The sequence below is a fragment of the Streptomyces sp. NPDC002793 genome (assembly GCF_040295485.1).
In the GTDB taxonomy this organism is placed as follows: Bacteria; Actinomycetota; Actinomycetes; order Streptomycetales; family Streptomycetaceae; genus Streptomyces.
Genome location: NZ_JBEOVL010000046.1, coordinates 39,090 through 55,388, shown reverse-complemented (window position 1 = coordinate 55,388; position 16,299 = coordinate 39,090). Strand labels below are relative to the sequence as shown.

The 16,299-nt window shown below is 73.4% G+C and carries 3 protein-coding genes; all 3 read right to left on the bottom strand.

Annotated features, from left to right (window positions below):
- A partial coding sequence (locus ABT001_RS30475; RefSeq protein WP_351284158.1) for a type I polyketide synthase occupies nt 1-12,488 on the bottom strand: 12,488 nt, incomplete at its 3' end.
- 268 nt (nt 12,489-12,756) lie between these two features.
- The gene (locus tag ABT001_RS30470; protein ID WP_351284156.1) at nt 12,757-13,521 is read right to left on the bottom strand and encodes a thioesterase II family protein; all 765 of its coding nucleotides are present in this window, start codon (nt 13,519-13,521) and stop codon (nt 12,757-12,759) included.
- A 21-nt stretch (nt 13,522-13,542) separates the two neighbouring features.
- Complete coding sequence (locus ABT001_RS30465; protein ID WP_351284153.1) at nt 13,543-16,299, bottom strand: AAA family ATPase; 2,757 nt, start codon at nt 16,297-16,299, stop codon at nt 13,543-13,545.

The window sequence follows — 16,299 nt, the reverse complement described above, 5'->3', positions numbered from 1 at the left end:
GCCGAACCCCGCACCACCGCCAACACCCGACGCCCCGCCCGCCGCGCATCCGACAACCGCTCCACCACCAACACACCAACACCCTCACCCCAACCCGTACCATCCGCCCCCTCAGCAAACGACTTACACCGACCATCCCCAGCCAACCCACCCTGACGAGCGAACGCCTCGAAGGCGTTCGGGGTGGCCATCGTCGCGACGCCACCGACCAGCGCCAGGGTCGACTCCCCGCTCCGCAGCGACTGCGTGGCCAGGTGCAACGCCACCAACGACGACGAACACGCCGTATCCACCGTCACCGCAGGACCTTCGAGGCCGAGGGAGTATGCGATCCGGCCGGAAAGGACACTGGCCGCACCGCCGGTGAGGGTGTATTCGCGGCCGCGGCCGGCGGCCGTGACCAACTCGGCGTAGTCGTGCGCGCCCGCGCCGACGAAGACCCCGGCCGGGGTGCCCCGCAACGACAGCGGGTCCACGCCGGCGTGTTCCAGCGCTTCCCAGCCGACCTCCAGCAGCAGCCGCTGCTGCGGGTCGGTGGCCTCGGCCTCCCGGGGCGAGATGCCGAAGAACCCGGCGTCGAACCCCTTGACGTCCAGGAAGCCGCCGCGCAGCCCGGCCCGCTCGGCCAGACCGGACAGGTCCCAGCCTCGATCGGCCGGGAAGTCCTCGATCGCGTCCTCGCCGGCCAGCAGCATGTCCCACAGCTGCTCCGGAGAGCCGATGTCGCCGGGGAACCGGCAGGCCATGCCGACGATCGCGAGGGGCTCTTCGGAGCGCACCGCGACCGGGGCCGCCGTCGCCGGGGCCGCCGCCCGGGGGCCCGGGGCGTCGACGAGCCTCGTCAGCAAGTACCGCGCCGCCTCAACCGGGGTGGGGTGGTCGAAGACGAGCGTCGCGGGCAGGGAGAGCCCGGTCGCCGTGGCCACCCGGTTGCGCACCTCCACCGCGGTCAGCGAGTCGATCCCGAGTTCCTTGAACGGTTTCGCCGCAGGGACGGCCGCGTCGGCGTCGTGGCCGAGCGCCAGCGCGGTCGCCCTGCGGACCAGACCCAGCACGATGCGCTCCCGGTCCGGGCCGTCCGCGGCCAGGACCTTCCGCCGAAGCGCCGAATCCGTGGCCGCGGGCTTCTCGATGGACACGCCCGGCAGGCACTCGATGAGCGGACGGCGGCGGGCGGCGGTGTAACTGTCGGCGAAGGCGGCCCAGTCGATGTCGGCGACGGTGACCGTGGTGTCGTCGTGCTCCACCGCGGCCACCAGCGCGGCCAGCGCGGTCTCCGGCGCCATCGACCGGACGCCGATGTGGGTCAGTTCACGCTCGACCCGGGCGTCGACCATGCCGCCGCCGGCCCAGCTGCCCCAGGCGATCGATGTCGCGGTGCGCCCCTGCCGCCGGCGCCGTTCGGCCAAGGCGTCGAGGGACGCGTTCGCCGCCGCGTAGGCGGCCGAGCCCGCGCTGCCCCACACCGCGGCACCGGAGGAGAACAGGACGAAGAAGTCGAGGGGACGATCGCCGAGCAGTTCGTCGAGGTGCCGGGCCCCGTCGGCCTTGGCGGTCGCCGCGGCCAGGACGGCCGCGTCGGTCTCCGCGATCGCGGCACGCGGGCTGGCCCCGGCCGCGTGCACCACACCGGTGATCTCCCGTCCCTCGGCGTCGAGGTCGGCGATCAACGCGGCGACGGCGTCCCGGTCCGCCACGTCCGCGGCTACGGTCGAGACCTCGGCGCCCAGGCCGCGCAGCTCGGCGACCAGTTCCGCGACGCCTTCGCCGTCCGGGCCGCGCCGGCTCACCAGCACGAGGTCCCGCGCGCCGCGGGCGGCCAGCAGGCGGCAGACGTGCCCACCGAGCGCGCCGGTGCCGCCGGTGACGACGACGGTGCCGCGCACCCGCCACGGCGTCGCCGCACCGGTCACCGGCGCGGGGACGAGCCGGCGCACCAGCACGCGGCCGTCGCGGACGGAGAACTCCTGCTCGTCCCCGGGCGACGCCAGCACCGAGGCGAGCGCACGCAGCTCGCTCGGCTCCGGGTCCACCGGCAGGTCGATCAGGCCACCCCAGCCGTCCGGCCACTCCAGGCCCGCGACCCGGCCGAAGCCCCACAGCGCGGCCTGGTCGGGGTCGGCGTCGAGAGCCCCGCGCGTGACGCACCACAACGGCGCGGCCGTACCCGAGTCCTGGACTGCCTGGACGAGCCCGAGCACCGTGGTCAGGGACGCATCGTCGATCAGGGCGACGATGCCGTCGGCCTGGCCCAGGTCGGTGGCGGACAGCGGCAGGACGGCGGTCTCGGTGCCGAGAACGGCGCGCAGGTCGCCGGCCGGCCGGTCGGCCGACGCGAGCACGACCCAGCGCCCGGTGGGCACCGCGCCGCGCGCGAGGGTGGCGTCCTGCCATGTCGTGCGGTAGCGCAGCGCGTCCGCCGTGGCCCGGCGTCGCCACCCGGCGAGCAGTTCCAGGGTGGTGTGGACGGCGTCGCCGCCGACCACACCGAGTTCGTCCGCGAGAGCCCCGGCGTCGCCGTTGTCGACCGCGCGCCACAGCTCACCGGCCGGCTCACCGGCCGACGCGGGCGCGGCGGGCGTCGGCCAGAACCGCTGCTGCTGGAACGGGTAGGTGGGCAGGTCGACGCGCTCGCCCGAGTCCGCGGGGCGCACCGCCGCCCAGTCGACGGGGACGCCGTGGGTGAACGCCTCGGCCAGCGCGGTGAGGAACCGGCGCGGGCCCTCGTGGTGGCGCCGGAGGGTCCCGGACACATGGGCGTCACATCCGGCGGCCTCGGCTTCCTCACGTACCGCGGGCACCAGGACCGGATGCGGGCTGATCTCGGTGAAGACGCCGGATCCGGCTTCCAGCAGGGCGCGGACGACCGGTGCGAAGGAGACCTTCTCCCGCAGGTTCCTGTACCAGTACTCGGCGGTCATCGCGGTGGTGTCGAGCGAGCCGGGCACGGTCGTGGAGTGCAGCGGGATCTCGGCCGCGCGCGGCGTGATCGGGGCCAGGTCGCGCAGCAGGTCGTCACGGATGCGTTCGACCTGCGCGGAGTGCGACGCGTAGTCCACGGCGATACGGCGCGACCGGATGCCGGTGCGCTCGCACCCGGCGAGCAGTTCGTCGAGCGCGGTCGAGTCACCGGAGACCACGGTCGCCGTGGTGCTGTTGACGGCCCCGACCGACAGCCGGTCCGCCCATGGCTCGATCAGTTCGGCGACCTTTTCCTCGGACAGCGACACCGATGCCATACCCCCGGGTCCGGAAAGTCGCGCCCCGATCAGCTTGCTGCGCAGGGCGACCACGCGTGCGCCGTCCTCCAGACACAGTGCCCCGGCGACGACCGCGGCGGCGATCTCGCCCTGGCTGTGCCCGACGACGGCGGCGGGGACGACCCCGCACTCCTGCCAGAGCCGGGCCAGCGACACCATGACCGCCCACGTCACCGGCTGCACGACGTCGACACGGTCCAGTGGTCCGCGCAGCTCGGCGATCAGGTCCCAGTCGGTGAAGGGGGCGAGTGCCGCGGCACACTCCCGCATCCGGGCGGCGAACACGGGCGAGGCGTCCAGGAGGTCGGCTGCCATGCCGGTCCACTGCGCGCCCTGCCCCGGGAAGACCCAGACCGGCCCCGTGTTCCGGACAGCTTCCCCCGCGACGACGTCGGGGTCTTCCGCGAGGTTGCCGAGTCCGCGGACGACGTCTTCGACACCGGTGCCGAACACGACCGCGCGGTGCTCCCACACCGTCCGCTCGCCCAGCTCCCGAGCCACGGTGGGCAACGTCGGCGAAGCGGCGGAGGTTTCGCCGAACACACCGGCGAGGCGGGAAGCGGTCTCGTCGAGCGCGGCGGGCGAGCGGGCCGACAGCACGAGCGGCGCGAAGTCCGAACGCAGCGCGCGAGGCGCCTCGACCGGAAGTGCGGGCGGCTGCTCGGGCGGCTGCTCCAGGATCACGTGCGCGTTGGTGCCGCTGAGCCCGAACCCGGACACCCCGGCCCGGCGCGGGCGGTCGACGGCGGGCCAGCTCCGCGCCCGGTCCAGAACGCGGACTTGGCCGGCCGTCCAGTCGACGTGCGGCGACGGTTCGCCGGCGTGCAGGGTCGCGGGCAGCCGGCCGTGCCGCATCGCCAGCAGCATCTTGATGACCCCCGCCATCCCGGCGGCGGCCTGCGTATGCCCGAGGTTCGACTTCACCGAGCCCAGCCACAGCGGCTCCGCGCGGTCGGCCCCGTAGCTCGCCAGCAGCGCCTCCGCCTCGATGGGGTCGCCGAGCGCGGTGCCGGTCCCGTGCGCCTCGACGGCGTCCACGTCGGAGGGCGTCAGCCCGGCGCTGTCGAGCGCGGCGCGGACGACCCGCTGCTGGGCGAGCCCGTTGGGCGCGCTGAGGCCGTTGGACGCGCCGTCCTGGTTGACCGCGGTGCCCGCCACCAGGCCCAGCACCCGGTGCCCGTGACGTCGGGCCTCTGAGAGCGGTTCGAGGACCACCACGCCGGCGCCCTCACCCCAGCCGGTGCCGTCGGCGTCGGCCCCGAACGCCTTGCAACGCCCGTCCGGCGCGAGGCCGCCCTGGCTGGAGAAGTCCACGAACAGCTGCGGCGTGGACAGCACCGTGACCCCGGCGGCCAGTGCGAGCGAGCACTCCCCCGCCCGCAGCGACTGCACCGCCAGGTGCAGCGCCACCAGCGACGACGAGCACGCGGTGTCCACGGTGACCGCCGGCCCGGACAGCCCGAGAAGGTACGAGATCCGCCCGGACAGCACGCTGGCCGATGTGCCGGTCAGCAGGTGGGCCTCGGTGTTCTCGGCCCCCGCGCGCAACAGGTCGGCGTAGTCGCGCAGGTTGGAGCCGACGAACATGCCGACGTCGCGCCCCCGCAGCCCCGGTGCGGGAATGCCCGCGCGCTCGAGGGCTTCCCATGTGATCTGCAGGAGCAGCCGCTGCTGCGGGTCCATGGCGAGAGCCTCGCGCGGCGAGATGCCGAAGAACTCCGCGTCGAAACCGGCGACGTCGTCGAGGAACCCACCTGTCCGGACGTGACTGGTGCCGGGGTGCGCCGGGTCGGAGTGGTACAGCGCGCCGAGGTCCCACCCTCGGTCGGTGGGGAACTCCGTGATCGTGTCGGTCCCGTCGGACAGCAGGTCCCACAGTCGTTCGGGTGAGTCGGCGCCGCCGGGGAACCGGCAGGCCATGGCCACCACGGCGATCGGCTCCTCCATCGCGGCTGCGGCCCGCACCGGGACGGGTGCCTCCTGGGGATTTCCGAGGTAGCGGATGACGTCACCGGGTGTCGGATGGTCGAACACCAGCCCGGCGGGCAGGTCCAGTTCGAGCCGCGCTGCGAGGCGGTTACGGAACTCCACCGCGGCCAGGGAGGTGAAACCGAGACCGGCGAAAGTCAAGGTGGGGTCGATCGCGGCACCGGATGGGTGGTTGAGCACCTCGGCGGCCTGCGCGAGCACGAGGTCGTGGAGCCGGGACCGGCGCTGTGCCTCCGACAGGGCACGCAGGTCGTCCCGAGGCGACGGCTCAGTCGCCGCTTCCTCGATCTCGCCGAACAACGGGCCCGGCCTGGACGCGGCCAGACGCGGCCAGTCGACGTCGGCGACAACGGCGGTGGGGTGGGTCGTGCCGAGGAGTCCGTGCAGGGTCGCCAGGGCTGAAGCGGGCTGGAGCGGCTTGAGGCCGATGCGGTGGAAGTGCTCGCGGACCTCGGCCGTTCCGGCCATGCCGTCGCCGGCCCACGGGCCCCAGGCGACGGCGGTCGCGGGCAACCCGGCCGCGGTCCGTGCTTCGGCGAGGGCGTCGAGGTAGGCGTTGGCTGCGGCGTACCCGGCCTCGCCGATGTCGCCGACGACCCCCAGGACCGACGAGAACAGCACGAAGGCGGAGAGATCCAGCCCAGCCGTCAATTCGTGCAGGTTGCGGGCGGCGACCGCCTTGGCCCGCGCGACCGCCCGCACCCGCTCGGGCGTGAGGGTGTCGAGCAGACCCGCGTCCACGACACCCGCGGCGTGCACGACCGCGGTGAGCGGGAACCGCGCCGGAACGCCGTCGATCACTCGGGCGAGCGCGTCCCGGTCGGCGGCGTCACACGCCTCGATCGTGACGCGCGCGCCGAGGGCGGTGAGTTCGGCTTCGAGCGCGGCGGCGTGCCCTCCCCCGCCGGTGCGGCTGAGCAGCAGCAGGTGCTCGGCGCCGAGCCCGGCCAGCCATCGGGCCACGTGCGTGCCGAGCGCGCCGGTGCCTCCGGTGACGAGGACGGTGCCGCTGGGCCGCCATGTGGGCCCGGCTGCCGGGAGCACCGGTCCACGGGCCAGTCGCCGGACATACGCACCGGACTCGCGGATCGCGAACTGGTCCTCCGCGCCGGACGCGGCGAGCATCGCGCAGAGTTCGTCCAACGCGGCCGGGCCGGGCTGGAGCGGTAGGTCCACCGCGCCGCCCCAGCGGGCCGGCTGCTCCCGGGCCAGCACCCGGCCCAGACCCCAGACGGGCGCCTGCTCCGGATCGGCCGGCTCGTCGGTCACACGCTGGGCCCCGACCGTCACGCTCCACAGGGCCGCCGTGCTGCCCAGGTCGTCCAGCGCCTGCGCGAGCGACACGGTCGCGGGTGCACCGCCCTCACCGTCCAGGGCCAGCAGGGACAGGACTCCGTCGGCCGGCGTCTCCCGCAGCCGCGCGGCGATCGCCGCGCGGTCCACCGTGGAGAGTTCGACCACGCTCAGCTCCAGTCCCCGCGACGCGAGGCCGCCGTGCAGTTCTCCGACCAGCTCCGCCGACGCGGTCGGAGGTACGACGAGGAGCCACTGCCCCGCAGGCACAGCGCGGGGCATCGACGGCACCGGCCGCCAGCCGGTGCGGTACGAGTGCGTCGCCGGAAGGACCGGGACCGTCGGCGTGGCGGTCAGCCAGAACCGCCGGCGCCGGAACGCGTACGCCGGCAGGTCGACCGTCCGGGCACCGGTGCTCGCGAAGTACGCGGGCCAGTCCGGCTCGCCGCCGCGTCCGTGCACCCGGGTCAACGCGTCGACGAGCGAACGGACTTCGGAACGCTCCCGGCTCAGCAGCGGTACGCAGACGATGGCGGCGGGCAGCGTCTCGGCCACCATGGGTGTCAGGACGGCGTCCGGGCCCACCTCCACCAGGACGGCGGCACCCGCCGCACGTAGCGCGACGACGGCGTCGGAGAACCGCACCGCGTCCCGTGCGTTGCGCAGCCAGTGTTCCGGGGTGCGCAGACCCTCGGTGGCCGGGGCCCCCGTCGTGGTCGAGACGATGTCGAGGACCGGCACGCGGTACTCCACGGAAGCCAGCACCTCGCCGAAGGCGGCCAGCACCGGTTCGATGAGTGCCGAGTGGAACGCGTGGCTGACGCTGATCCGCTTCGTACGCATCCCTCCGGCGGCCAGGACCGCCGCGACCCGGGTCACCGCCGCCTCATCGCCCGAAAGCACCACCGATCGCGGGCTGTTCACCGCGGCGATCGACACGCCGTCGACCAGCGACGCCCGTACTTCGGCCTCCCCTGCCGCCACGGCCACCATGGCGCCGCCCTCGGGCAGCGCCTGCATCAGGCGGCCCCGCGCGGCCACGACCGCGCACGCGTCCGGCAGTGACCACAGCCCGGCGCAGTACGCGGCGCTCAGCTCGCCGATGGAGTGCCCGGCCAGCAGGTCCGGCCGTACTCCCCAGTGGTCGAGGAGTCGGAACAGGGCGACCTCGATCGCGAACAGCCCGGCTTGGGCGTACTCGGTCCGGTCGAGCAGGTCGTCGTCCTCGCCGAACACGACGTCGGCGATCTTGCGGTCCAGATGCCGGTCCAGCTCCGCATGCACCTCGTCGAGCGCGGTCGCGAAGACCGGGAACTCGCGGTACAGCTCGCGGCCCATGCCGGCACGCTGGGCGCCCTGGCCGCTGAACACGAACGCGACAGGGCCGCCGGCGGCCCGCTCCGGGGACCCGTCGGCGGCGAGCCGGGCCAGAGCGGTCAGCGCCTCTTCCCGGTCGGCGGCCACGACGGCACCGCGGTAGGCCAGTGCGGACCGCGTGGTGGCCAGGGAGAACGCGACATCGGTCAGGTCGGCGTCGGAGTCTGCGAGCAGGTGTGCGCGCAGCCGCCCGGCCTGCGCGCGCACCGCGTCGGGGTCCGCGCCCGAAAGTACCAGCGGCACCATGGCCGGCCGGTGCCGGATCGGCGTGGGGGCGGGTGGCTCCGCAGGCGGCTCGGCCAGGATGACGTGCGCGTTGGTGCCGCTGATACCGAAGGACGACACCCCGGCCCGGCGCGGCCGGTCGGTCGCCGGCCACGGCTCGCCCTCGCGCAGCAGCCGGACGTCGCCGGCGGACCAGTCGACCTTCGGCGTCGACTCCTCGACGTGCAGCGTCGCGGGCAGGAACCCGTGCCGCATCGCCAGGACCATCTTGATCACGCCGACGACCCCGGCCGCAGCCTGCGTGTGGCCCAGGTTCGACTTCACCGATCCGAGCCGCAGCGGCTCGGATCGGTCCGCCCCGTACACGGCGAGCAGGGCGGACGCCTCGATCGGGTCGCCGAGCGCGGTGCCGGTGCCGTGCGCCTCCACCGCGTCCACATCGGACGGTGCGAGGCAGGCGGTGCCCAGCGCCCGCCGGATGACGCGTTGCTGCGCCGGGCCGTTCGGGGCGGTGAGCCCGTTGGAGGCGCCGTCGGAGTTGACCGCGCTCCCTGCCACCACCGCGAGCACGCGGTGACCGCGGCGACGGGCGTCGGACAGCCTCTCCAGCAGGAGCACACCCGCGCCTTCGGCCCATCCGGTACCGTCCGCGTCGGCGGAGAAGGCCTTGCATCGACCGTCGGCGGACAGGCCACCAGCCGTCGCGAACTCGGAGAAGAGACCCGGCGTGGCCATCACCGCGACGCCACCCGCGACGGCGAGGTCGCATTCCCCGTCGCGCAGCGAGCGGGCGGCCGTGTGCAGCGCGACCAGCGACGAGGAGCAGGCGGTGTCCACGGTGACCGCCGGCCCTTCCCAGCCGAACGTGTAGGCGACGCGGCCGGACAGCATGCTGGCGGTGGTGCCGGTCAGCAGGTAGCCGCGGGACTGGTCGGTCCCCTCGTGGAGGCGCGGGCCGTATTCCTGGGACATCGCGCCGACGAACACGCCGGAGTTGCTGCCGCGCAGGGCGTCCGGCGCCATACCGGCGCGTTCGAGGGCTTCCCAGACCGTCTCCAGCATGATCCGCTGCTGCGGGTCCATGGCGGCGGCCTCGCGGGGTCCTATGCCGAAGGGAGTGGGGTCGAACTCCACCGCGTCGTACAGGAACCCGCCGCGTCGCGGTACGCCCGCGTCCAGCGTGGCCAGGTCCCAGCCCCGGTCGTCGGGGAACCCGGAGATCACGTCGCGGCCCTCGACCAACAGGTCCCAGAACTGTTCCGGCGAGCTCACCCCTCCGGGCAGCCGGCAGTGCATGCCGACGATGACGACCGGGTCACCGTCGGTGGCCCCAGCCGTCTGCTCGGGTCGGGCGTCGGGCTCACCGGTCAGCAGGTCGTCGAGGTGGCGGGCGAGCGCGTCCGGCGTCGGGTGGTCGAACACCAGGCCAGGAGCGAGCCGCAGTCCGGTGGCCCGGGTCAGCCGGGCTGCGAGCTCGACGCCGAGAACCGAGTCGAGGCCCAGCTCGCGGAAGGTCAGCGCGGGCAGCACGTCGTCGTGTCCGTCGGTGCCCAGCACCGCGGCGGCCTCCTCGCGTACCAGTTGCAGCAGCGCCGACCGGCCTCGGGCCGGCTTCCGGCGCGATGCCGGTGCCTGTGCGGGAGCCTCTACCGCCAGGGGCCCGGCCTGCGGCGCGCTCCCCGACCACGGCCAGAAACTCCGGCGCTGGAAGGCATATGTGGGCAGGGCGGTCCGCTTGCCCCCGGACGCGGCGAGCACCGCGGGCCAGTCCACGTCGACGCCGTCGGCCCATGCCTGTGCGAACGCGCGCAGCAGCCGCTGCGGCCCTCCCTCGAAGCGGCGCAACGACGACAGCGCGACGGCGGCGGACTCCTCGTGCTGGATCGTGTCGGTGAGCCCGACGACGAGCACGGGGTGCGGGCTCATCTCGACGAAGGCCCTGGCCCCCGCCGCCAGCAGGAACCGGGCCGCGGCCTCGAACCGCACCGGCTCGCGGAGGTTGCGGTACCAGTAATCCGCGTCCAGCGCCGTGCCGTCGTGCGCCGTGCCGGTGACCGACGAGACGAACGTCGTCGTGCCCGTCCGGGGCAGTACGGGTGCCAGCGCTTCGAGCAGGTGCTCGCGCAACTCTTCGACCTGGGCGGAGTGGGAGGCGTAGTCGACGGCGACGCGCCGGGCGCGCACGTCCTGTTCCTCGCAGTGACGGAGGAGCTCGTCGAGGGCGTCGGGGGTTCCGGACACGACGGTCGCCCCGGGCCCGTTCACCGCCGCGACGCTGATGTGGTCGTCCCAGGGGCTCATCAGTTCGCGGGCGCGTTCGGCCGAGACCGGCAGCGAGACCATGCCGCCCCGCCCGGCGAGGCGGGCCAGGGCCCGGCTGCGGAGCACGACGACTCTCGCGCCGTCTTCGAGCGACAGCGCGCCGGCCACCACGGCAGCGGCGATCTCGCCCTGGCTGTGCCCGACGACCGCCGATGGCACCACGCCCGCGGCGCGCCACACGGCGGCGAGCGAAACCATGACCGAGAACAGGACCGGCTGGACGACGTCGTCGCGGTCCAGTGGCCCGGCCAGTTCCTCGAAGAGGTCCCATTCGACCAGCGGGGCCAGTGCCTCGGCGCAGTCGCGCATCGACGCGGCGAACGCGGGCGAGGACGTCATCAGGTCCAGCCCCATCGCCGTCCACTGCGAGCCCTGCCCGGGGAAGACGAACACCGTGTCCCCGGCCGGCCCCGTCTGCCCGGTCACGACCTGGGCGACCGAGCGCTCGTCGGCGACCGCGTCCAGTCCGGTGCGCAGTTCGTCGGGCCCTGTCCCCATGACGACGGCCCGGTGGCGGAACGGCGAGCGGGTTGTGGCGAGCGAGACCGCGACGTCGGCGGCAGGGACGCGGCCGGCGGCGAGTTGTCCCCCCAACACGGCGGCCTGTCCGCGCAGGGCGTCGGCGCTGTGCCCGGACAGGACCCACGGCGGGGTGGTGTCCGCGGCGAAGACGGCCGGGGTGTGCAGCCGGGCGACGACGGCCTTCTGCCGGCCCCTCTGCTCGGTGAGCACGACGTGGCAGTTGGTGCCGCCCATGCCGAACGCGCTGACCCCGGCGACCAGCGGCCCGTCGACCGGGACCCACGGTTCGGCGCGCACCTGGACGGCGAGGTTGAGCTTGTCGAGCGGGATGGCGGGGTTGGGATTCTCGAAATTCAGGCTCGGGAAGAGTTCCCGGCCGCGCAGCCCCAGCACGACCTTGATCAGTCCGGCGATGCCGGCGGCGCCTTCGAGGTGCCCTATGTTCGTCTTGACCGAACCCACCGGCAGTGGTGCGCCGCCGTTCCGGGCCTCCCCCAGCGTCGCTCCGAGCGCGGCGGCCTCGATCGGGTCGCCCAGCGGGGTGCCCGGGCCGTGGAGTTCGGCGTAGCCCGCGGACTCGGGCGGCAGTCCGGCCCGCCGGAACGCCCGGCGGATCACGGCTTCCTGGGAGGCCCGATCCGGTGCGGTCAGGCCCGTGCCGCCGCCGTCGTTGTTCACGGCGCTGCCCGCGATCGCGCAGTACACCGGGTCGCCGTCGGCCAGCGCGTCGGAGAGGAACTTGAGCAGGACGAACCCGCCGCCCTCGCCGCGGACGTAGCCGTTGGCCCGGTCGTCGAAGGTGTAGCAGCGCCCGTCGGGTGAGAGCGCGCCGAGGTGGGCGACCGACAGCGTCCCTTCGGCGGTGAGGTTGAGATTCACCCCGCCCGCCAGCGCGGCGACACACTCGCCGCGGCGCATGCTCTCCGCGGCCTGGTGCACGGCGACCAGTCCGGACGCCTGCCCGGCGTCCACCACGACGCTCGGGCCGCGCAGGCCCAGCGCGTACGACACGCGGTTCGCGATCAGCCCGCGGTGCAGACCGGTCAGACTGTGGTGTCCGAGTGCGCCACGCCCCTGGCTCTGCACGATGCCGCTGTAGTCACCGGACATGGTCCCGACGAACACGCCGGTGTCGCTGCCGTGGAAGCGGTCACGGGCGGTCCCCGCGTCCTCGAACACTTCCCAGCCCAGCTCCAGCATGAGGCGCTGCTGGGGGTCCATGGCCAGCGCCTCTCTGGGCGAGATCCCGAAGAACTCCGCGTCGAACAGGTCCACCCCGTCGATGAACCCGCCGCGCAGGCCTCCGACGGCGGCCACGTCGTCGGAGGCGTCGCCCAGACCGGCCAGGCGGTCCGGCGGCATGTCGGTGATCGCGGACTCGCCCCGCCGCAGCAGCTCGGCGAAACGCTTCGGCCCACCGGCGCCGGGAAAGCGGCACGAGACACCGACGATGACGATCGGATCGGTCGACGGCACTCGGCCGTTGCCAGACTCAGTCACTCGCGTGTTCCTCACCAGGTCGGATGGACGCCTTCGGGAGACGCGGTCACGCTAAGCCCCGATCGGGTCGGCCCGGCCCCCTAACGGCGGCACCTGGACCACACAACCTCGCCCGGCTGGGCCGCGTAACGAAAAGTCGCCGCCGACCAAAGGTGGTCGGCGGCGAAGGAGCGCCGCGCCGGAGCAGCACAGCGGACCGGAAGTCCTGCGGCACAGGGAAAACGTCGCCGGGCTCGGGACCACCCCCCTGGTCCGGTGGAACGCCCCCCTAACCGGTGTGGCGGGCCGCGGTGAGGGTGTCGGCGATCGCGCGGGTCATCCGCGCCGAGGGCGGCACCAGGTAGAAGTGGCCGCCGGAATAGGTTCGGAGGCTGAAATCCCCGGTGGTGTGCCGGGACCATGCCCGGGCTTCGTCGAGGGTCACCTTGGGGTCGGTGTCGCCGGTGTGCACGTGGATCGGCGCGCGCAGCGGCCCGCCGCCGCCGAAGCGGTAGGTCTCCGCCGCACGGTAGTCGTTGCGGATCGCCGGCAGCGCCATCCGCAGGATCTCCTCGTCCTCGAAGATTCGGGCTTGTGTGCCGGACAACGACTTGAGGTCGGCGATGAGCCCGTCGTCATCTCTCAGGTGGGTGAACTCCGCGCGGACTTCCGACGGAGCCCGGCGGCCGGACACGATGACCGCCGCCACGTCGATGCCGTCCGCTTCCAGCCGGCACGCCACTTCGAAGGCGAGCGACGCACCCATACTGTGACCGAACAACGCCAGGGGCCGGTCGCACCACGGTGCCAGCACCGGGACGAGTGCGTCGGCGAGCTTCCCTATGTCGTCGACCAGGGCCTCGTTGCGGCGATCCTGCCGGCCGGGGTATTGGACGCACAGTGCGTCCAGCCCCGGAGCAAGCGCCCGTGAAAGCGGGAAGAAGAAGCTCGCCGACCCGCCGGCGTGCGGCAGGCAGACCAGCCTGGCCGGCGCCTCGTCGGCGGGGTGGAAGCGGCGGATCCAGGCGTCGCCGCCGGGTGACGCGGTGCTCATGGAGAATCCCCCCGGGAAGAGTCAGGCGGTCTTGGTCCGTGCCGGCCACAGCAGCCGGGCCAGATCCGCCCGGCGGGTGACCTCAAGCTTGCGGTAGACCCGGGTGAGGTGCTGTTCGACCGTGCTGGTCGACAGGTGCAGGCGCATGCCGATCTGACGGTTGGTCATGCCCGAAGCGGCCAGCGCCGCCACGCGCCCTTCGGCGTAGCTAAGCTTCTGTCGCACCGGGAGGTACTCGTCGCCGAGCAGGCCGACCAGGTCGAACCTGTAGCCCTCGCCCAGGATCCGGCGCACGTCCCCGGTGGCCCCGCAGTCGTCGGCGATCTCCATGGCTTCCTGGGCCCCCTGCTGTGCTTGTTTGGCGTCTCCCCGGGCGTACCGCTCGTTACTCAGCTCCGCCAGTGACAGGGCGAGTTCGAGGGCGTGGTCGGACTTTCGCAGCAGAGCGACCGATTCTCGCAGCATGCTGTTGCGCGCGTCCGGTTCGGACAGCCGCGCGCGCAGCCGCAACGAGACGCCGCGGACGGCTCCCGGCTCCCTCCGACGGTGGCGGCTCTGCTCGTCGAACAACGCCTTCGCCTCGTCGGTGCGGCTCAGAGCGGTATACACCATGCCCGCGCCGAGCCGCCACGGCGCGATCACCGCACGGTCCAGACCCCATTCCCCCATGAGCCGCCCGCACCGCTGGAAGTCCTCCAACGCCGCGAAGTACCGTTCGGTCCGCAGGGCGTACATCCCCCGGGCGTACAGGTAGTTGAGGCCGAAGGCGGTGTCGAACGTTCCGGTGGGCAGCGGACGGCGCAGGTGCTCGGCGGCCTCGGCGTACCGGCCGAGCCCGCTGGTCGCGGCGATCAAAGTGCTCTGCGGGTACGCGATCACCACGCCCCAACCACGATCGGAGATCAGCGCCAGCGCTTCGCTCGCGCGGTCTTTGGCCATCTTCAGCCTGCCCTGGCGCAGCGCGACGTCCGCGGACACCCCGAGAACGATTGCCGACAGCGTTGTCAGGTTGCGGCGACGCGCGTGGTCGAGCAGGCTTTCGCACGAGAGCTCCGCCCGGTCGAGCTGGTCGGCGTAGACCAGGGCGAGCAGCGCGGCCAAGACCGACTCGTCCGCGTGGCTGCCCATCTCCGCGCTTTGCAGCACCAACTCGGCGCTCGAGCAGTCGACACCCACGCCATCAGTGAGCACCGACACCAGTGCGGTGACGGCGTGCAGACGGATGTCCCCGGTCGCGTCGGGGTCGCGGGGCTTCCCGCGCTCGGCCGCGTCGGTGGTGAGCGCGGTGCCGTGCCGGGGATGCAAGTACTGCATCCAGTGACGGACGGCGTTGAGCGCGCCCTGGGTGGCGGGCGGGCGACCGGCTCGGGCGGACTCCATCCACTCGACGACGGCGACGGCTTCGTTGGCCCTGCCGTGCCACAGGAGGTGCACGGCGAGCCAGCCGGCGTCCTGGTCACTCAGGTGGCCGGCCAAAAGGGCCTCGTGCAGAGGTGTGAGGCAGCTGGCCGCGGCCCGCGGGTTGGTGTGCCACTTGACTCGCACGAGCAGACCGAGGATGCGGGCCTGCGTGCGCTCGTCGGCCTCGGCGCGCGAGGCGAACTCCATGTACGTCGCGGCCTGACCGAGCTCCCCGCCCATTAAGGCTTCCTCAGCCGCCTCGATGAGCACCTCGACCGCCCATGGCGCCGGGGGTGCCGCGGTGGCCACGAGGTGGTGCGCGACGCGCTCGCCTGCCGCGCCCCTCTCGTAGAACAGTTCGGCGATCCGGCCGCGCAGGGCGGCGACGACCGCCGGCTCCATGGTCTCCAGCACCGCGGCCCGGGCAGCCGCACTGCGGTAGTCACCATCCGGATCGAGCACCCCTGCCGCGGCGAGCGCTGCCATCGACCGGCCCACGTCATCCGCAGATGCGAGGACCAGCTGCGGGACCAGGTCGCGATCCGCCCGGTCCCGTAACAGCGCCAGCGCCTGGGCGACATCACGCAGGCCGGTGCCGCCGCGGTACAGGCAGGCGGAAACTGCGTCCCGCAAGCCTCGGCCGTCGCCCGGGGGCAGTCCACCGGTCACCACCGCGTCCCTGAGGAGCCCCTTGAGCAGCAGCGGGTTTCCCCCCGACGCCGCGTGCAACGCGTCCAGCCGACCGGTCAGCCGGTCGGCTCCAGTGAATTGCCGGGCCACCGCCTCGGCTCCCGTTCGCGTCAGCGCGCCGACGTCCACGGAATGGATGCGGGCACGCCGGGTCAGCTCGGCGGCGAACTCGGTCAGCCGCGTCTGGAGGTGGTCGGCCACACCGAACAGGAACAGGATCGGTGAAGCGAAGAGCCGGCGCTGCACGTACAGCAGGTTCTGCAGGGATGCTTCGTCCGCGAAGTGTAAATCGTCCACGCAGACCACCAGCGGGCCGGAACCGAGACGCTCGACCAGTGCCCGGTGGAGGAGCTCCCCGATCCGCAGGGTCGCCGACAGCTCCCGATCGACCTCGTCCGAACTGTCCAGGCCGTCGGCAAGCTGCCGGACAAGGGCGTGCGGAGACCACTGCTCGGCCAGCGACCCGTTAGCGGTCAGGACATCGGTTCCGGCCGCGGTGCAGTGGCGGGCGAACTCCCGGATGAGCGCCGTCTTGCCGGTGGCGACGGGCCCTCGGACCAGGACAGTCTGGCTGTAGCCCCCCTTCGCCGAGCGCAACAGCCCGTGGAGGTCGGCGAGCTGACCGTCGCGCTCGACGAGTTCTTTGCCGTACTCGGACCGGTCCGGTTCTCGAAACTCCTGTGCCAT

What these genes read in the sequence shown, in the direction of transcription:
- ABT001_RS30470 (WP_351284156.1), bottom strand. Translation starts at nt 13,521, where the DNA reads ATGAGCACCGCGTCACCCGGCGGCGACGCCTGGATCCGCCGCTTCCAC.
- ABT001_RS30465 (WP_351284153.1), bottom strand. Translation starts at nt 16,299, where the DNA reads ATGGCACAGGAGTTTCGAGAACCGGACCGGTCCGAGTACGGCAAAGAA.